The following is a 16,394-nucleotide window of genomic DNA, read 5'->3' as shown; positions in this document are numbered from 1 at the left end:
GAGCCTCAGCGGCGGCCCTCCTGCAGGGGCCCGCCGCGAGCTTGCGAGCGGTGGGGGGCAGGAGGGTCCTTCATCAGCGGCGTCGGCCGGCCCTGGGCAGCCCCTCGACCGGGGGCGCCTCGAACCCCGGCCGGTGCATGCCGCCCTGCACTCCCCGCGCGGACAGGTGCATGACGAACGCCAGCACCCGGGCGACCGCGGTGAACAGCTGGGGCGGCACCTCCTGGCCGAGCTCGCACGACCCGTGCAGCGCGCGGGCCAGCGGGATGTCCTGGACCATCGGCACCCGGCACTCCTCGGCCCGGGCGCGCAGCCGGGCGGCGACCTCGCCGGCGCCCTTGGCGACCACCCGGGGAGCGCCCTTCATCGGGTCGTACTTCAGGGCGACCGCCACGTGGGTGGGGTTGACCAGCAGCACGTCGGCGTCGGCCATCTCCGACATCATCCGGTTGCGGGACATCGACAGCTGGGTGGCCCGGCGCTGGGCCTTCATGTGCGGGTCGCCCTCGGACTGCTTGTGCTCCTGCTTGATCTCGTAGACGCTCATCTTGAGCTTGGTCATCGTCTGCTTGCGGACGACGAGGTAGTCCGCGAGCGCGATCGCCAGGCCGGTGAACCCGACGACGCGGAACATCAGCACCGCCGAGTCGGTGAACACCCGGGTGATCTCCGACAGCGGCAGCGAGCCGGAGGCGGAGACCAGCTGCTGGGCGTCGTCGGAGGTCAGCACGATCACCGTGGCGAGCGCGACCGTCTTGATGATCGCCTTCATCGCCTCCCAGAGGCCGTGCGTGCCGAACATCCGCTTCATCCCGGGCAACGGGTTGATCTTCTTCAGCGTCGGCTTCATGCCCTTGGTGGCGATGGTGACCCCGCCCTGGGACGCGGAGGCCAGCGTGCCGATCAGCATCATGCCCAGCGCCATCGGCAGCACGGTGGTCAGGAAGGCGCTCAGCGCCCGCCCCAGCAGCTCCGACAGCGCGGCCGGCTCCGGGTTGTTCGCCACGGCACCGACCTGCACGAACAGCTCCTGCACGGAGTCGAACGCACTGCCGACCAGCATCGGCAGCAGCACGCTCGCCGCGGCTGCGCCCAGCCACGTGCCGAGCTCCTGGGTCCGCGGGATCTGCCCTTCCTTGCGGGCCTGCTTGAGCTTCTGCGGTGTCGGCTTCTCTGTCTTCTCACCGCCGGGCCCGTCCTTGGCCATCAGTCCTCACCTCCCGCGGCGTCCACTAGCCGCTCCGCAACGAGGTCATCGCCCGGACCGCCGTCTCCATGAGGGAGTCCAGCGCCGGTGGGAGCAGCGGGAAGGTGAGCCCGAGCAGGGCCAGGGTGATCATGATCTTCACCGGGAAGCCGATGGCGAAGATGTTCAGCGCCGGGGCGGCGCGGGACAGCAGCGCCAGCGCGACGTCGGCGAGCAGCAGCACTGCCACCATCGGCCCGGCGATCTGCAGCGCGGCCAGGAACATCATCGAGAACGCGGTGACCAGCGTCGACCCCAGCTGGTCGGTGGGCAGCGAGCCGCCCACCGGGAGCCCCTGGTAGGAGGTGACGAAGCCGCGCACCAGCAGCAGGTGCCCGCCGCTGGTGAACAGCAGGGTGATCGCCAGCAGGTAGTGCAGCTTGCCGATCGCGGAGTTGGTGGTCAGCGCGAGCGGGTCGTAGGCCGGTTGCAGCGAGAACCCGCCGGCCAGGTCGATGAGGTCGCCGGCCAGCTGGACGGCGGTGAACAGCACCTGGACGACGAAGCCGAGCGCCGCCCCGATGACCGCCTCGGTGATCGCCGAGACGACGAGGAACCCCGCGGTGATCTCCGGCAGCGTGCCCGACAGCTGGGGGAACACGACCAGCGACAACGCCAGGGCGAGGGCGCCCTTGACCGCCAGCGGGATGCCGTTGGAGTTGAACGGCGGCGCCAGCACGATGAACCCAGCGGCGCGCACGGTGGCCAGCAGGAGCGCGGCCAGCGTCGCCGAGGGGACCTGGAGGTCCACCGCGGCCTCAGCCCTTGCCGAGGAACCGCGGCAGCGACTCGAACAGGTGCTCGGTGAACGAGACCAGCTCCGCGAGCACCCAGTTGCCGGTCACCAGCATCGCGATCGCCACCGCGATCATCTTCGGCACGAACGACAGCGTCGGTTCCTGGATCTGGGTCGCCGCCTGGAACAGCGAGATCATGAAGCCCACCAGCAGGGCGGTCAGCAGGATCGGCGCCGCGACCTTCGCCGCGATCATCATCGTCTGCGTGGCGATCTCGGTGACGTCGGCGTCACTCATCGCGGTTCCCGTTCACGGGGGCGCTCACGTGTAACTGCCCACGAGGGCCGTCGTGATCAGCGCCCAGCCGTCGACGATGACGAACAGCAGCAGCTTGAACGGCAGGGACACCACCGTGGGCGGCACCATCATCATGCCCATCGCCATCAGGGTGGCGCTGACCAGCATGTCCAGCACCAGGAACGGGATGAACACGACCAGCCCGATGATGAAGGCGCTCTTGAGCTCGGAGAGCACGAACGCCGGGACCAGGGTCATCATGCTGACCGCCGCGGCATCGGCCGGCCGCTCCTCGCCGGACAGCCCGACCATCAGCTTGAGCTCGTCGTCGCGGGTGTTGTCCAGCAGGAAGGCCTTGAGCGGCTCGACGCCGGTGTCGTAGGCCACCGATGCGGTCATCTGGCCGTCCAGGTACGGCTGGACGGCGACGTCGTTGATGTCGCTGAACACCGGGCCCATCACGAAGATCGTCAGGAACAGCGCGATCCCGGTCAGCACCTGGTTCGGCGGGGAGGTGGGCAGCCCCAGCGCGTTCCGGGTCAACGCCAGGACCACCAGGATCTTGGTGAACGAGGTGACCAGCAGCAGCGCCGACGGCGCGATCGACAGCGCGGTGATCGCCAGCAGCAGGGTCACCGCGGTGCTGGGGCTGTTGCCCCCGATGTTGATGTCCAGCCCGCCGTTGTCGACCACCGGGGCGACCGGGGCGATGGGCTCGGTGGGCGCGGTCGGGGCGGCCAGCGCGGGGCCGGCCAGCAGCACCAGCGCGACCACCGCCAGCGCGCCCAGCAGCGCGACCCAGCCGGCCCGCCGGACCCAGGCGCGGGTGGCCGGCACGGCGAGTGCGCTCACGACCGGCGCACCGTTCGGTCACGCAGCTCCTGCACCACCGTCGTCCAGGTCCCGCGGTCGAGCACCGAGCCGGCCAGCGGTCCGGAGCTGCTGCGCGCCAGCGCGGGCATCCGCGTGGTGGGCAGCGCGCCGGTCTCGGCGTCGGCGGTCACCGCGTGCGCCCGGGGCTGCGCCGCCAGGGCGGTCTGCAGCTCCTCGTCCTCCAGTTCGGCGAGCAGGGTCACCTGCTCCTCGGTCGACCCGATCACCAGCACCCGGCCGGCGACGCGCAGCACCGAGACGCTGCTGGCCCGGCCCATCCGCTGCCGGCTCACCACCTCGATGACGCCGGTGCTCTGGCCCAGGCCCTTCTTCTTGGCGATCCGGGCGGCGAACAGCAGCACCCCGGCGACGAAGGCCAGCGACAGCACCAGCCGCACGACCATCCACGTCACTGGGGCCGCCCGTACTCCGCGGCATCGGTCACGATCTCGCTGATCCGCAGACCGAAGTCCTCGTCGACGACGACGATCTCGCCGCGGGCGATCAGGGTGCCGTTGACCAGCAGGTCCGCGGGCGCACCGGCGGCGCGGTCGAGCTCGATGACCTCACCGGGGTGCAGCGAGAGCAGCTCGGAGACGGTCATCCGGGTGCGGCCGATCTCGACGGTGACCTCCATGGCCACGTTGCGCAGCAGGTCCAGGCTGCCGCGCCGCTCGCGCGGCTGGGGCAGGGTGACCTGCAGCGCGAGGGTGGCCACGACCTCCCCACCGGCGGCCAGCGGGACGGCGAGGAAGACCCCCTTGTCCCGCAGCCCGTCCAGCGCCGCGACGACGTCCTCGGTGCGCTCGGCGGCGACCCGCACCCGGCCGAGCGCGGCGGCGGCGGCCTCCAGGGCAGGGCGCAGCGCGGTGGGCACGTCCATCGGCCCGACCGGGGAGTTGGTCAGCGCGGCGACGATCTCGGCGGAGAGCACCAGGACGATGTCGCCGCTGACCTCACCGCCCAGGGCCGCGGTGACCGCGACGCCCGGCTCGGCCGGCAGGGGGACGGATTCCGGGTCGCCGACCGGGTCCCCGGCGCGCAGGTCCAGCTCGGTGGGGAGTGCGGCGGCAGCGGCCTGGGCCGCGGCGGCGACCGCTGCGGCGATGGTCTCGGAGTCCGACGAGCGGTCGGTGCCGAAGGCGGTGGTCATGCTGTGTCCTTTCCGCCGGTCGCGGTGTCGGGGACGATCTCGGCAGCCAGGCGGCGCCGGTGGTTGCTGGGCAGGGCGTGCGCGAACGTGACGTCGTTGGTGGTGACCTGCAGCGGGCTGTCCTGGGCGTGCCGCAGCAGCAGGACGTCGCCCACCGCCAGGGACAGCAGGTCGCCGGAGGGCACCTCGATCGGGTTGAACCGGACGCTCACGTCGACCGGGACGTCGAAGAGCCGCGCGGTCAGCGCCTCGAACGCCCGCTGCCGCTTGTGCCGCGCGGACTCCGACAACTGCGGGGAGGAGGCGTTGTTCAGCGGTCCGGCGAAGGAGGCGAAGGGGAGCACCAGCGTGACGTCGGGCTCGCGGCTGCCCACCCGCATGCTGTAGGTGGCGACCATGACGGTCTCCGAACCGGAGGCCGCCTGGGCCAGCTGCGGGTTGTACTCGACGCCGTCCAGCGCCGGGGTGAGCGCGGTCACCGGGGCGAACGCCTCGCCGAGCTCGTCGAGCAGCCGGTCCAGCAGGTGGCCGGTGATCGCGGTCTCCATGCCGGTCATCGGCCGGGCGGGCTGCTCACCGCCACCGGAGCCGCCGAGCATGTGGTCGACCATCGCCATGGCGGTGTCCAGCGGCCAGGCCAGCACGCCCTTGCCGGCCAGCGGCTCCAGGGTGAAGGTCGCCACGAAGTAGGAGGCGGGCAGCGTGGCGATGTAGTCGTCGTAGGAGAACTGCTCGATGCCGACCAGCTCCACCCGGACGCCGGTGCGCAGCAGCGACGTCAGCGTGGTGGTCGCCTGGCGGGCGAAGGACTCCTGGGTGATCTGCAGGATGCGGACGTGCTCGCGCGAGAGCTTCGTCGGCCGCCGGAAGTCGTAGGTGCGGGGCTCACGACGACGCGTGCGGCCCTGCCCCTCGGGGTTCCGGGGGGCCGCGCTGGGGGCGTCGGCCACGATGTCGGACAGGCTCACGCATGTCCTCATCGGCGGGGGACCGCCGGACCCTGACCAGCCGGTGCCGGGAGCTCCGGCACCGGCTGGCACGGGTGTGACCCCAGGGTGGGGTGGGGGAGGAACGCCCTCGTGAGGTGCTGGAACGGCCCTTCGCAGGGTCCCGGCACGAGCGAGCGGGTGCTGGGGGCGTCCCTCCGGCGTTACTGGGTGACGTACTCCGTGTAGTTGATCTCGTAGACGTCACCGTGGTACGCCTCGACGATCTTCTCCTGCAGCGCCGCCTTCATCGCCTCGCGGTTGGTCTGCACGTCGGTGAGCGCAGCCCCGGAGAAGTGGGCGATGGCGATGTCGGTCGCCTTGGAGCCGTCGGGCGTTGCGCCGGCGCCGTGCCCACCGCCGGCGCTCTCGTCGTAGGCGAGGGTGAACTGCAGCGCGAAGCCCAGCTTCAGGTAGCTCCCGCCGGCGAGGTTGATCGCCACCGGGTCGATGGAGAGCACCACGCTGCCGGCCTCGGGCGCCGGCTCGGCCACGGCCTCACCGGAGCCGCTGAACAGGAAGAAGTACGCGCCACCGCCGATCGCCAGCACGGCGACCAGGGCGATGATCATCAACTTCGTCTTGCCGCCGGAGGAGGCTTCCTCGTCCTCGGCGTCGGCCTTCTTCTTCTTGCTCACGGGTGACTCCCTCCGGTGCTGATCTAGTCGGTGGTGCTGCCGGCGGCGCCGGTGGTGGTGGTGCTGCTGACCAACGCCTGGGCGGCGGCCTGGGCGGCCGCCTCGATCCCGGGGAGCAGGGCGTTGGCCCTGGCCGAGGCGGTGGAGAGGACGACGATGTCCACCCGCCGGTTGACGGTCACGTAGCTCGGGTCGGTGTCGGGCACCAGCGGCTCGGTGTCGCTCAGGCCCGCGGACTCCAGGCGGTCCTCGGGCATGCCGCGGCCGATCAGGTGCCGCAGCACCGTGGTGGCCCGGATGGCCGACAGCTCCCAGTTCGACGGCCAGGGCCCGCCCCGGGTGACCGGCAGCGAGTTGGCGTGCCCCTCGATCCGGACGGGGTTGGGCAGCGCGGTGAGGGTCGGTGCCATCGCGTCGAGCACGACCACCCCCTGGGGCTGCAGCACTGCCGACTCCGGGCCGAAGAGCACCGGGTCGGAGACCACGTGCACCACCAGGCCGCGCTCGTCGATGACGAACTCGGCCGCGCCGGCCATGCCGGCGGCGGCCAGCGCCTGCTGGAGCGCCGCTCGTGCGGCGGCGAGCTGGTCGTAGGCCGCCTGCGCCTCGGCCGCGGTCTGCCGCGCCTGCTGCTCGGCCAGCGCCGCGGCGGCGGCCTTCTCCGCCGCCGTCTGCTCGGTGCCGTCGATGGCCGCCTCCTCGGCGACCTGGACGGGCTTGAGCGGGCTGTCGTTCTCGACCGGCGCGTCGATGGCGGCACCGTCGTTGAGGATGGTGACGGGGGCGCCGGCCCCCTGGCGGGCGCCGTCGGCGAAGGCGGTGAACTTGGCCAGGTCGATCGAGCTCATCGCGTAGAGCACCACGAACAGCACGAACAGCAGCGTCATCATGTCGAAGCCGGACACCAGCCACCGTTCGTGGTTCTCGTGCTCCTCGTGCTCCTCGTGCTTCTTGGCCCGGCGGCCACCGTGGCCGCCGTGCCCGCCGCCCTTGCTCATGCCGCCTCGCGCTCCTGCTCACTGGGCGGCACGAGGGAGGTGAGCTTGGCGCGCACGGTGCGCGGGCTGGTGCCGGCCTGGATCTCGGCGATGCCCTCGACGAGCAGCTCCATCTGCGCCGCCTGCAGGGCGCTGACCCGCAGGATCTTCGCGCCCATCGGCAGGAACCAGAAGTTGGCGGCCATGACGCCCCACAGGGTGGCGATGAACGCCGCGGAGACCATCGGGCCCAGCAGCTCGGGGTTGCTGAGGTTCCCCATCACGTTCATCAGGCCGACGATGCAGCCGAGGATGCCGATGGTCGGCGCGTAGCCGCCCATGTTGTTCATGAACTTGGCCGCGACCTTGTCCTCGGTCTTCTTGGCCGAGATCTCGCCCTCCAGGATGGCGCGCAGGTCCTCGGGGTCGGTGCCGTCGATGCTCATCTGCAGCCCGCGCTTGAGGAACGGGTCGTCGATGGACTTCACCTGCGCCTCCAGCGCGAGCAGGCCCTCCTTGCGGGCCTTCTCGGCGAGGCTGACCAGGGTCTGGATCTGCTCGGTGGCCGGGGGCACCTTGGCCGGCATCACGGCCATCTTGAACCAGGTGGGGATCTTCTTGAGGTCGCTCATCGTCTGGCTGGCCAGCGCCGCGCCGAACGTCGCGACGACGACCAGGACGATCGCCGGGAGGAAGATCAGCGACGTCGGGTCGGCGCCCTCGAGGATCATGAAGACGACGAGGGCGATCAGCGAGATGACGAACCCGATCAGGGTGGCGGGGTCCATGGCTCAGCGCTCGTCTCGGCTCGGGAAGGGCAGGACCGAGGAGTCGTCGGCACCCTGGCTGTGGTCGTGGGTGGGGAGGCGGTACTCGCCGCGGTCCATCCGGAAGGCGACCGCCTGGATGCTGGCCCGCCAGTCGCGGATCTCCCGGACGACGGTGTCGACGCTCTCGGTGACGACGTACTTGGTGTCGTCGGCGAGGGTGACCACGGTGTCGGGGTGGCCCTCGGCGCGCTGGATGAGATCGGCGTTGAGCACGAAGTGCTCGCCGTTCAGGCGCGTCAGTCGGATCACGGGGGAACTCCAGGGGTCGGCGGTGGCGGTGCCCACCGGTGCGCGCACGGCGCTGCACCGGTGTCTTCGGCGTCCCGGCGGGACTGCTTGAGCCGAACGGCCCGGCCACCCCCTCAGGGGGACCGGGCCGTTCGGCCCTCTCCTCTTCGCCAAAGTGGCCACTTTGGCGAAGAGGGATCAGCGCTTGAGCTGGACCAGGTCCTGCAGGATCTCGTCGGAGGTGCTGATCACCCGGCTGTTCGCCTGGAAGCCGCGCTGGGCGACGATCAGGCCGGTGAACTCCTCGGCCAGGTCGACGTTGGACATCTCCAGCGAGCCGGCGGAGAGCTGGCCGCGGCCGCCGGTGCCGGCCTGGCCGACCACCGGGTTGCCGGAGTTGTCGCCGGCGCGGAACGAGCTGTTGCCGGCCTTCTCCAGGCCGCCGGGGTTGACGAAGCTGGCCAGCGCCAGCTGCCCGAGCGGCTGCCGCAGGCCGTTGGAGTACAGTCCGACGATCGTGCCGTCGTTGCTGAGCGAGTAGCTCTCCAGCGTGCCCAGCGCCGAGCCGGTGAGCTCGTTCGACTTGCCCGCCGCGGTGCTCGCGCCGCCGAACTGGGTGAGGCCGCTCAGGTCCAGGGTGAAGTCCTCGGCCCAGCTGGGGTACGCGGGGGTGGCACCGCCCGGGCTGAAGGTGACCACCGGTGCACCGGTGTCCGGGTCCGTGGTGACGGCGCCGCCCACCTCGAGCTTGCCGGTCTCCGGTGCCGTGTCGCCGAAGTCCAGCGTCTGGGGGGGCCACGAGGTGGTCACCCCGTCCTTGGTCTCGGCCAGGGTGAGCTCCCACTGGTTGTCGGCCAACTTCTGCAGCGAGACCGACATCTGGTGGGCGTTGCCGAGGTCGTCGTACATGGTGATCTGGGAGGTCACCGGAGTGCCGCCCACGACCGCGCCGGCGGACAGGTTGCCCTGGATCGTCGCGCTGGTGGTGGGGACCGGCGCCAGCACCTTGCCCTGCGGGATCCGCAGCGACTCCAGCGGGCCGTTGGGGTCGACCGTGCCGGTGCCGTCGGCCATCCAGCCCTGCAGCACCAGGCCGTCGGGGGTGACCAGGTTGCCGACGGCGTCGGTGTCGAACGAGCCGGCCCGGGTGTAGAGGTTCTCGTTGCCCGACTTGGTGATGAAGAAGCCGTCGCCGGTGATCATGAAGTCGCTGGACCGACCGGTGCTCTGCGCGGAGCCCTGGGTCCAGTTGGTGGTGATGCCGGCGACCTTGACCCCGAGGCCCACGGCAGCCGGGTTGCTGCCGGCGACGTCGCCGTTGGGGGCCGCGCCGTTGCGGACGATCTGGGACAGGGTGTCCTGGAAGACGGTCTGGCTGCTCTTGAAGCCGACGGTGTTGACGTTGGCGATGTTGTTGCCCGCCACGTCGAGCTTGGTCTGGTGCGCCTTGAGGCCGGAGATGGCCGAGAACATGGAACGCAGCATCGGGGAACTCCTGGGATCGGGGGGTGGTCAGGCGGTCGGCTGGGTGGCGCCGGTGGCCGGCGTGGCGGGGTCGGTGGCCGGCGTGGCGGTGTCGGCCGGCGTCACGGCGGGGGTCGGCAGGGTGACCGCGGTGACCCGGCCGAGGCCGACGGTGACGCCGCCGATGACCGCCTGCGGCTCGGTCTCCGTGCCGCTGCCGGCGATCCGGACGGCGCTGACCGTGCCGGTCTTGGTCTCACCGGTGGTGTCGGTGTAGGTCACCTCGTGGCCGACCAGCGCACCGGCGCTGAGCGACCGCTGGAGTCCGACCAGCGCGGCGTTCTGCTTGGCGATCTCCTCGAGCTTCTCCACCTGGGAGAAGGTCGCGGTCTGCGCCATGAACTCGCTGCTGCTGGTCGGGTTGCTCGGGTCCTGGTAGCGCATCTGCGCGACCAGGAGCTTGAGGAAGGTGTCCTTGCCCATCTGGTCACCGCGGTTGACCGAGGTCGTCGCGGTGGGGGTCGTCTGGGCGGTGACCCCGGGGATCGGCGTGGTCATGGTTCCTCCGTCGTCAGACGCGGACGTCCACGCCGGCGGACGCGGACTGGTCGGTGGCGGGGGCCGGGGAGGCCTCACCGCGCTGGTCGGCGGAAGAGTCCCAGCCGCGGGGTCGGGGGTCCTGCTGACCGGGCTGGCCCTGCTGCCCGGTGGTCTGGCCCTGCTGGCCGGCGCGGGCGTCGAGCAGCTGCTGCTGCGCCGAGCGCAGCGTGCTGTCCAGGTCGGCCGTGGTGGCGTCGACGGCGAGGCGGCCCAGGGTCAGCCCCGCGGCCTCCAGCTCCCGCCGCAGGTCGGGCAGCGCGTCGGTGAGAGCGTGCCGTCCGGCGTCCGAGCCGCCCTGCAGCACCAGGTCGAGGCTGCCGTCGGTCACCGTCACCTGGATGGAGACCGGGCCCAGCTCGTCCGGGGTGATGACCAGCGTCATCGTCGAGCTGCCGTCGGGTGCGTTGCTGAGCACCGCGAGCTGACGGCCCAGTTGCTGGGCGACCGGCGGCTCGGCTGCGGGGGCCACGGTGCCGGCGCCGAGGGCGTCGGTGCGGGCCGCCGTCGGCGCGGCGGTCGTACCGCCGACCAGGCCGAGCACGTCGGGCCCGGCCGGGGCGTCGTCGCCACCGGCCGCCCCGGAGCCGCTGTCGGTGGCGGCGTCGGGGGTGTCGCCCGCCGCGGTCGGGAGGACGACGACGGGCAGGTCGGCCGGGAGCTCGCCGGGGCCCGGGGCATTGCCGGGGACGTTGCCCGGCTGCGCGGCGACCGGACCGGCCAGGCCGAGGGCGGACAGCAGCGCGGCCGGCGTGCCGGGGGCGGGTGCCGACGGCGCAGCGGTCGCGGGGAGCGGGTCGGCGCCGGTGGGCAGCGGCAGGGCCGGCCCGGCGGCGGTCGGGTCGACGCCGGCCGGCTGGGCACCGATCGGCTGGGCACCGGTTCCCGGGGCACCGATCGCCGGGCCGCCGGCCGGCTGGGCACCGGTCGGGACCGTCGAGGTGGCAGCCGTGCCGGTGACCGCACCGATGAGCGCGGCGGCGGCAGCGGCGGCCTCGGGCTGGGTGCCCGGTGTGGTGGCCAGCGGCGCCATGGCGGTGAGCAGCACCCACAGGCCCGGGGGCACGTCCATCGGGACGGCGGCCGGCGTCGCCGGGAGCTCGCCGTCGGTCCCTTCGCCGGGGGCGTCGCCGGACGCGTCGCCGGATGCGTCGCCGGCACCGTCACCGGGTCGGCGGGTGGGGTTGCCGCTGCCGTGCAGGACGTCGTCCAGGGCACTGGCGAAGCCGGCGGCGTGCTCGGCGGAGCCGCTGCCCGACCCGCCGGTGGCGCCGCCCGCGCGGCCGGCGGCCGGCGTGATCGGCAGGGCGGACGTGGGCGCTGTCATCGGTAGGCCTCCGCGGCGCTGGTCACCTTCTGGACGTAGTTCCGGGTCTCGCCGATCGCCGGCATGCCACCGGCGCGCTGCACCGTGCCCGGCCCGGCGTTGTAGGCCGCCAGGGCCAGCTCCGTCGAGCCGAACTGCTTGGTCAGGCTGGCCAGGTAGCGGGCCGCGCCGTCGATGGCGGACGCCGGGTCGCTGGGGTCGACGCCCAGCCCGCGCGCGGTGGCCGGCATGAACTGCATCAGCCCGGTGGCGCCGGCGGAGGAGACCGCGGCGGTGTCGAAGCCCGACTCGGTCTTCGCCATCGCGGCCAGCACGGCCGGGTCGACGCCGTGCCGGCTGCCCGCGGCGCTGAACAGGTCGGCGTAGGGGACACCGCCCAGGCCGGTGGTGCGGGCGGCCGCCGTCGTGGCGGGCGCGGTGCCGTCGGGCAGGACCCGGCGGATCACCGTCGGCTTCCCGACGTCCTGCACCTTGACGACGTCGCCCTCCTGCGGCGCGGCGATCATCTTGCCGCCGCCGATGTAGAGCCCGACGTGGTCGATGCCGGCGCGGGAGGAGGAGTTGTCGAAGAACACCAGGTCACCGGGCTGGGCCTCGGCGAGCGAGGCGACCGGTCGGCCGGCGGTGGCCTGCTGGGACGAGGTGCGCGGAATGCTGACGCCCAGGTCGGCGTAGACCCGCTGGGTGAACCCGGAGCAGTCCAGCCCGCTCTTCGGGTCGGTGCCACCCCAGCGGTAGGGGACGCCGAGGTACTTCTGCGCCGCGCCCACGACCTCCGCGCCGGTGCCGGTGGCGGCGAAGCCGCTCGATCCGGGGAGGCCCGTGGTGGCCGTCGAGGAGGTGCCGGTGAGGCCGGCCGCCGACGCGGCGCCGGCCCACGCGGCCTCCTGGCTGGGCGGGGTGCGCAGGAACCGCGCATGGATCTCGCTGATGCGGCTGTGGACCGCGGTCAGTCCCTCCACGTCTCCTCCTCCCTCGTCCTCGTCGTGTGGCGGCCGGTGACCAGGTCGTCGACCGCGCGCTCCTCGACCGCCTCGGCGGCGGTGCGGGCGGCCGTCAGGTGCCGCTCGCGCAGCTTCTCCAGGCCCTTGGTGCGCTGGGCGGCCGCCGTCCAGCGGGCCCGGACCAGCTCGGCCTGTTCCGCGTGGGCGACGGCGAGAGCCCGTGCAGCAGACACATCGGCAGCCGCGGCCGACGATGCGACCATCGCGGCGATGAAGGCCGCGCCCGGGACGGCCGCGGGCAGCCGGCGGGCGGACAGCGCCTCGGCGTCGTCCTCGGCCCGCCGGGCCGCCTCGGCCGCGTCGCGGGCGGCGGCGGCCGCGGCCAGCGCCGCGGTGCGCTCCTCGATGCGGCGCAGGCGCAGCACCGGCTCCAGCCGGAAGGCGGGCTGCTTCACGCGGCGGACACCAGGCCGTGCAGCCGGGCCCACGCCTCAGGGGGAGGGGTGGAGTCCGACGTCGCCTGGCGCAGGAACGCGTCGATGTCCGGCAGCAGCCGGCGGGCCCGGTCGACCAGCGGGTCGGTGCCGGGCTGGTAGGCACCGATCTCGATGAGCTCCCGGACGTCCCGCAGCGCCCCGAGCATCCGGCGCAGCTCCCGCGCGTCGGTCATCTGCGGCGGCGGGACGACCGCGGTGGCCACCCGGGAGATCGACTCGAGCACGTCGATGGCCGGGAAGTGGCCGGCGGTGGCCAGCCGGCGGCTGAGCACGACGTGGCCGTCGAGGATCGAACGGGCGGTGTCGGCGATCGGCTCGTTGTGGTCGTCGCCGTCGACCAGCACCGTGTACAGCCCGGTGATCGAGCCGGTGGTGCTGGTGCCGGCCTTCTCCAGCAGCTTGGGCAGCATCGCGAAGACGCTCGGCGGGTAGCCGCGGGTCGCCGGCGGCTCGCCGGCGGACAGGCCGACCTCGCGCTGGGCCATCGCGGTGCGGGTGATCGAGTCCATCATCAGCAGCACGTCGCGGCCCTGGTCGCGGAAGGCCTCGGCGATCCGGGTGGCGACGAAGGCCGCCTTCAGCCGGACCAGCGGCGGCTCGTCGGAGGTCGCGACGACGACGACGCTGTTGGCCAGGCCCTCGGGGCCGAGGTCCTCCTCGATGAACTCCCGCACCTCGCGGCCACGTTCGCCGATCAGCCCGATGACCCGGATGTCGGCGTCGGTGCCCCGGGTGATCTGCGACAGCAGGGTCGACTTGCCGACGCCGGAGCCGGCGAAGATGCCCAGCCGCTGACCGCGGCCGACGGGCGCCATCGTGTCCAGCGCGCGCACCCCGGTGGCCAGCGGCCGGCGCACCCGCTCCCGGGTGAGCGCGTTGGGCGTCTCGCTGGTCAGGTCGACCCAGGACACCAGCGAGCCCAGCGGGGGACCGCCGTCCATCGGCCGGCCCAGCCCGTCCAGCACCCGGCCCAGCAGCGACTCGCCGACCGGCACCTGCAGCGGCCGCCCGGTGGGGCGGACCCGGGCACCGGCGTGCACGCCGGAGAGGTCGCCCAGGGGCATGCAGGTCATCCGCTCCCGCTGCACCGCCACCACCTCGGCCAGCAGCGGCCGCCGGCCGCAGCTGACCTCCACCAGGTCCCCGACGGCGGCCGGCACGCCCTCGACGCTGAGGGTGAGGCCCATCGCGCCGGTCACCACGCCGGAGGTCTCCGGGCGGGCGGCGGCCCTGGCCCGGGCGACCAGCGAAAGGACCCCCTCGCCCCCCACCCCTCGCGAGCTCGCGGCGGGCCCCTGCGAGGGGGCCGTACCGCCGGTGAGCAGGCTCACGAGCGCAGCACCGCCCGGACCCGCTCGACGGCGGCGCTGAGCTGGGCGTCCACCCGCAGGGTGCCGGCCTGGGCCAGCGCGCCGGCCCGCTCGACGTCCGGGTCACCGATGACCCGGACCGCCGGGGGCAGGTCGGCCAGCGCGGCCGGGGGCACCTCGGCGAGGTCGTCGGGGTGCAGCCGGACGACGACGGGCACGTCGGTCGGGCACAGCGTCAGCGCCCGGCGCAGTGCGTCCAGCCCGGCGGCGTCGGCGGTGGCGACCTCGCGGCCCAGCAGGTCGCCGACCAGCGTGACCACGGTGTCCAGGACGTCGTCCCGGAGCTCGTCGACCACCGGGGCGGCGATGGCGTCCAGCCGCTCCACCGCCGCGCCCAGCGCCGCGGTGGCCGAGGCCAGGCGCCGCTCCCACCGGGCCTGCACGTCGGCCAGCCGCTCCTCGGCCGCGCGCTCGGCGGCGGCGACGACCTGCTCGGCGGCGACCAGGCCCTCGGCGTGCCCGGCGGCCCAGCCCTCGCGGCGGGCCTCCTCGCGCAGCCGTGCGAGCTGCTCGGCGTAGACCTCGCCCAGGCGGGGGCCGCTGCGGGCCGCGGCCTGCTGCGCGACGGTGTCGGCCGGGGTGACGGCCGGCGCCCAGGGGCGTGCCTGCGCCGGGTCGACGGTCAACGGTGGGCCGGCGTCCACGGTCGCGGTGCGACCGGCCGCCAGGGTGTCGGTCGGCAGGGCGTCGGCCGGTGCTGCCGGGGCGGGCACGACCGGGCGCGCGCCGGCCCGCTGGTCGCGGGCGCGGCGCCCCCAGGGCGCTCCGTCGGTGGCGCGCTGGTACGGGACGGCGTCGGCCGCCGACGACCCGCGCAGCAGCAGCGACTCCCGAGAGCTCGGTGCAACGCTCATGGTGGCCCCGTCCAGGGGCCCGCCCCGAGCGTCGATCGGCCCTCCTGCAGGGGCCCGCCGCGAGCTTGCGAGTGGTGGGGGGGAGGAGGGTCCTTCATGGGGGGGACGGGGGCCTTCATCACGCGACGAAATCGTCCTCACCGCCCCGCGTGATGGTCAGCACGCCCTGCTCCTCGAGCGTGCGGATGACCGCGACGACCTTGGCCTGCGCCTCCTCGACGGTGCGCTGGCGGACCGGGCCGAGCAGCTCCATCTCCTCGAGCAGGTTCTCGCCGGCGCGCTCGGAGAGGTTGCGGACCACCTTGTCCCGGACGTCCTGCTTGACGCCCTTGAGCGCGGTGGCCAGGTCGTTGGCCTCCACGTCGCGCAGCACCAGCTGCAGGGAGCGGTCGTCGATGGTGACGATGTCCTCGAAGACGAACATCTGCGAGCGGATCCGCTCGGCGAGCTCCGGGTCGCTGTTGTCCAGCCACTCCAGGATGGAGCGCTCGGTCGGGCGGGGGGAGCGGTTGATGATCTCGACCAGGGTGTCCACGCCACCGACGGTGGCCATGTCCTGGTAGGCCAGCAGGGAGCCCATCCGGCGGCCGAGCTCCTCCTCGACCATCCGGACCATCTCCGGGGCGGTGCGGTCCATCAGCGCGATCCGGTAGGCCACGTCGGCCTGCTGGTCCGGCGGGAAGCCGGACAGGACCTCCGCGGACTGCGGCGCGGGCAGGTGGGCGAGCACCAGGGCGATGACCTGCGGGTGCTCGTCCTTGAGGAAGGTGACCAGCTGGCGCACGTCGCTGTTGCGCAGCGAGGCGAAGGGCAGCTCCGTGTAGACGACGTTGAGCCGGGACAGGATGCCGTCGGCCTTCTCCTCGCCGAGGCCGGCGGCGAGCACCTCGCGGGCGAAGTCGACGCCGCCGGTGCCGACGAACCGGCGGGCCTGCATCAGGGTGTGGAACTCGGTGAGCACGTCGTCGACGTCGGTGCCGTCCACCCCCGTCAGGCGCATCAGCTCACCGGTGAGCTTCTCCACCTCGGAGGGGCGCAGCTGGGCCAGCACGGTGCCGGCCTCCTCCTTGCTCAGCTGGGCCAGGAAGAGCGCCGCCTTGCGCAGCCCGGGCATCTCCTTGCGGGTCACGGCCGCCCCGGTCCGGACGGCCGGCGGCATGCCGGCCATCTGCTCCACGCTCGCGATGCTCACTGTCGGTTCTCCCCGGTGCTCTCGAGCGCCCGCTGGCGCCCGCTCCCGTCATCGGCAGTCCCCGGGGGGGGGGGGGGGGGGGGGGGGGGGGGGGGGGGGGGGGGGGGGGGGGGGGGGGGGGGGGGGCGCGGGGGGGGGGGGGGGGCGGCGGGGGCGGGGGGGCGCGCCTGGCGATCTATAATCT

At 73.5% G+C, this 16,394-nt stretch carries 19 protein-coding genes; all 19 read right to left on the bottom strand.

Annotated features, from left to right (window positions below; genetic code table 11):
* Positions 1 to 73: 73 nt before the first annotated feature.
* The 19 genes from ACI79U_RS16690 to fliG all read right to left on the bottom strand — a co-directional run bounded on the left by ACI79U_RS16690 (position 74) and on the right by fliG (position 16,210).
* Positions 74 to 1,207 (bottom strand): EscU/YscU/HrcU family type III secretion system export apparatus switch protein, encoded by a 1,134-nt coding sequence (locus tag ACI79U_RS16690; RefSeq protein WP_457069443.1) that lies wholly within the window; start codon positions 1,205 to 1,207, stop codon positions 74 to 76.
* Between the two features lie 25 nt (positions 1,208 to 1,232).
* Positions 1,233 to 1,997, bottom strand: coding sequence for a flagellar biosynthetic protein FliR (gene fliR, locus ACI79U_RS16685; protein WP_457069445.1), 765 nt, complete (start codon positions 1,995 to 1,997; stop codon positions 1,233 to 1,235).
* 7 nt (positions 1,998 to 2,004) lie between these two features.
* Positions 2,005 to 2,280 carry a flagellar biosynthesis protein FliQ gene (gene fliQ / locus ACI79U_RS16680; protein WP_457069447.1) on the bottom strand — a complete coding sequence of 92 codons (276 nt, stop codon included), beginning with the start codon at positions 2,278 to 2,280 and terminating at the stop codon, positions 2,005 to 2,007.
* Between the two features lie 24 nt (positions 2,281 to 2,304).
* The gene (gene fliP / locus ACI79U_RS16675) at positions 2,305 to 3,132 is read right to left on the bottom strand and encodes a flagellar type III secretion system pore protein FliP (RefSeq protein ID WP_457069449.1); all 828 of its coding nucleotides are present in this window, start codon (positions 3,130 to 3,132) and stop codon (positions 2,305 to 2,307) included.
* Positions 3,129 to 3,557 (bottom strand): flagellar biosynthetic protein FliO, encoded by a 429-nt coding sequence (locus tag ACI79U_RS16670; protein WP_457069481.1) that lies wholly within the window; start codon positions 3,555 to 3,557, stop codon positions 3,129 to 3,131. The genes fliP and ACI79U_RS16670 overlap by 4 nt, the downstream gene beginning before the upstream one ends.
* A 5-nt stretch (positions 3,558 to 3,562) precedes the next feature.
* Positions 3,563 to 4,306, bottom strand: coding sequence for a flagellar motor switch protein FliN (gene fliN / locus ACI79U_RS16665; protein ID WP_457069451.1), 744 nt, complete (start codon positions 4,304 to 4,306; stop codon positions 3,563 to 3,565).
* Positions 4,303 to 5,274, bottom strand: a complete 972-nt coding sequence (locus ACI79U_RS16660; protein ID WP_457069453.1) for a flagellar motor switch protein FliM — start codon at positions 5,272 to 5,274, stop codon at positions 4,303 to 4,305. Before ACI79U_RS16660 ends, fliN begins: the two co-directional genes overlap by 4 nt.
* Before the next feature lie 182 nt (positions 5,275 to 5,456).
* The gene (locus tag ACI79U_RS16655) at positions 5,457 to 5,930 is read right to left on the bottom strand and encodes a flagellar basal body-associated FliL family protein (RefSeq protein ID WP_457069455.1); all 474 of its coding nucleotides are present in this window, start codon (positions 5,928 to 5,930) and stop codon (positions 5,457 to 5,459) included.
* Positions 5,931 to 5,953: 23 nt separating this feature from the next.
* Positions 5,954 to 6,928, bottom strand: a complete 975-nt coding sequence (locus tag ACI79U_RS16650; RefSeq protein WP_457069457.1) for a flagellar motor protein MotB — start codon at positions 6,926 to 6,928, stop codon at positions 5,954 to 5,956.
* A complete protein-coding gene (locus ACI79U_RS16645) occupies positions 6,925 to 7,695 on the bottom strand; it encodes a motility protein A (protein WP_457069459.1) in 771 nt (256 codons plus the stop codon). The genes ACI79U_RS16650 and ACI79U_RS16645 overlap by 4 nt, the downstream gene beginning before the upstream one ends.
* A 3-nt stretch (positions 7,696 to 7,698) precedes the next feature.
* Positions 7,699 to 7,986, bottom strand: a complete 288-nt coding sequence (locus ACI79U_RS16640; RefSeq protein WP_457069461.1) for a flagellar FlbD family protein — start codon at positions 7,984 to 7,986, stop codon at positions 7,699 to 7,701.
* Positions 7,987 to 8,163: 177 nt separating this feature from the next.
* Positions 8,164 to 9,450 carry a flagellar hook protein FlgE gene (locus ACI79U_RS16635; protein ID WP_457069463.1) on the bottom strand — a complete coding sequence of 429 codons (1,287 nt, stop codon included), beginning with the start codon at positions 9,448 to 9,450 and terminating at the stop codon, positions 8,164 to 8,166.
* A 27-nt stretch (positions 9,451 to 9,477) separates the two neighbouring features.
* Positions 9,478 to 9,987: a flagellar hook capping FlgD N-terminal domain-containing protein gene (locus ACI79U_RS16630; RefSeq protein WP_457069465.1), complete on the bottom strand. Its 510-nt coding sequence runs from the start codon at positions 9,985 to 9,987 to the stop codon at positions 9,478 to 9,480.
* Positions 9,988 to 10,000: 13 nt separating this feature from the next.
* Positions 10,001 to 11,353 carry a flagellar hook-length control protein FliK gene (locus ACI79U_RS16625; protein ID WP_457069467.1) on the bottom strand — a complete coding sequence of 451 codons (1,353 nt, stop codon included), beginning with the start codon at positions 11,351 to 11,353 and terminating at the stop codon, positions 10,001 to 10,003.
* The gene (locus ACI79U_RS16620) at positions 11,350 to 12,315 is read right to left on the bottom strand and encodes an NlpC/P60 family protein (RefSeq protein WP_457069469.1); all 966 of its coding nucleotides are present in this window, start codon (positions 12,313 to 12,315) and stop codon (positions 11,350 to 11,352) included. Before ACI79U_RS16620 ends, ACI79U_RS16625 begins: the two co-directional genes overlap by 4 nt.
* Positions 12,303 to 12,752, bottom strand: a complete 450-nt coding sequence (locus ACI79U_RS16615; RefSeq protein ID WP_457069471.1) for a flagellar FliJ family protein — start codon at positions 12,750 to 12,752, stop codon at positions 12,303 to 12,305. Before ACI79U_RS16615 ends, ACI79U_RS16620 begins: the two co-directional genes overlap by 13 nt.
* Positions 12,749 to 14,065, bottom strand: coding sequence for a FliI/YscN family ATPase (locus ACI79U_RS16610; RefSeq protein WP_457069473.1), 1,317 nt, complete (start codon positions 14,063 to 14,065; stop codon positions 12,749 to 12,751). Before ACI79U_RS16610 ends, ACI79U_RS16615 begins: the two co-directional genes overlap by 4 nt.
* A 56-nt stretch (positions 14,066 to 14,121) precedes the next feature.
* Positions 14,122 to 15,018 (bottom strand): FliH/SctL family protein, encoded by an 897-nt coding sequence (locus ACI79U_RS16605; RefSeq protein ID WP_457069475.1) that lies wholly within the window; start codon positions 15,016 to 15,018, stop codon positions 14,122 to 14,124.
* Between the two features lie 118 nt (positions 15,019 to 15,136).
* Entirely contained in the window at positions 15,137 to 16,210 is a 1,074-nt protein-coding gene (gene fliG, locus ACI79U_RS16600; RefSeq protein WP_457069477.1) for a flagellar motor switch protein FliG, read from the bottom strand.
* Positions 16,211 to 16,394 lie beyond the last annotated feature (184 nt).

This window comes from Modestobacter sp. SYSU DS0904, assembly GCF_054051115.1.
Note: the sequence above shows the minus strand (reverse complement) of the source record. Positions and strands in the feature narration are given on the sequence as shown.

Coding starts and splice junctions, on each gene's coding strand:
- fliQ (WP_457069447.1), bottom strand. CDS start 2,280: ATGAGTGACGCCGACGTCACCGAGATCGCCACGCAGACGATGATGATC.
- ACI79U_RS16605 (WP_457069475.1), bottom strand. CDS start 15,018: ATGAGCGTTGCACCGAGCTCTCGGGAGTCGCTGCTGCTGCGCGGGTCG.
- ACI79U_RS16645 (WP_457069459.1), bottom strand. CDS start 7,695: ATGGACCCCGCCACCCTGATCGGGTTCGTCATCTCGCTGATCGCCCTC.
- fliN (WP_457069451.1), bottom strand. CDS start 4,306: ATGACCACCGCCTTCGGCACCGACCGCTCGTCGGACTCCGAGACCATC.
- ACI79U_RS16635 (WP_457069463.1), bottom strand. CDS start 9,450: ATGCTGCGTTCCATGTTCTCGGCCATCTCCGGCCTCAAGGCGCACCAG.
- ACI79U_RS16670 (WP_457069481.1), bottom strand. CDS start 3,557: ATGGTCGTGCGGCTGGTGCTGTCGCTGGCCTTCGTCGCCGGGGTGCTG.
- ACI79U_RS16690 (WP_457069443.1), bottom strand. CDS start 1,207: ATGGCCAAGGACGGGCCCGGCGGTGAGAAGACAGAGAAGCCGACACCG.
- ACI79U_RS16650 (WP_457069457.1), bottom strand. CDS start 6,928: ATGAGCAAGGGCGGCGGGCACGGCGGCCACGGTGGCCGCCGGGCCAAG.
- ACI79U_RS16625 (WP_457069467.1), bottom strand. CDS start 11,353: ATGACAGCGCCCACGTCCGCCCTGCCGATCACGCCGGCCGCCGGCCGC.
- ACI79U_RS16630 (WP_457069465.1), bottom strand. CDS start 9,987: ATGACCACGCCGATCCCCGGGGTCACCGCCCAGACGACCCCCACCGCG.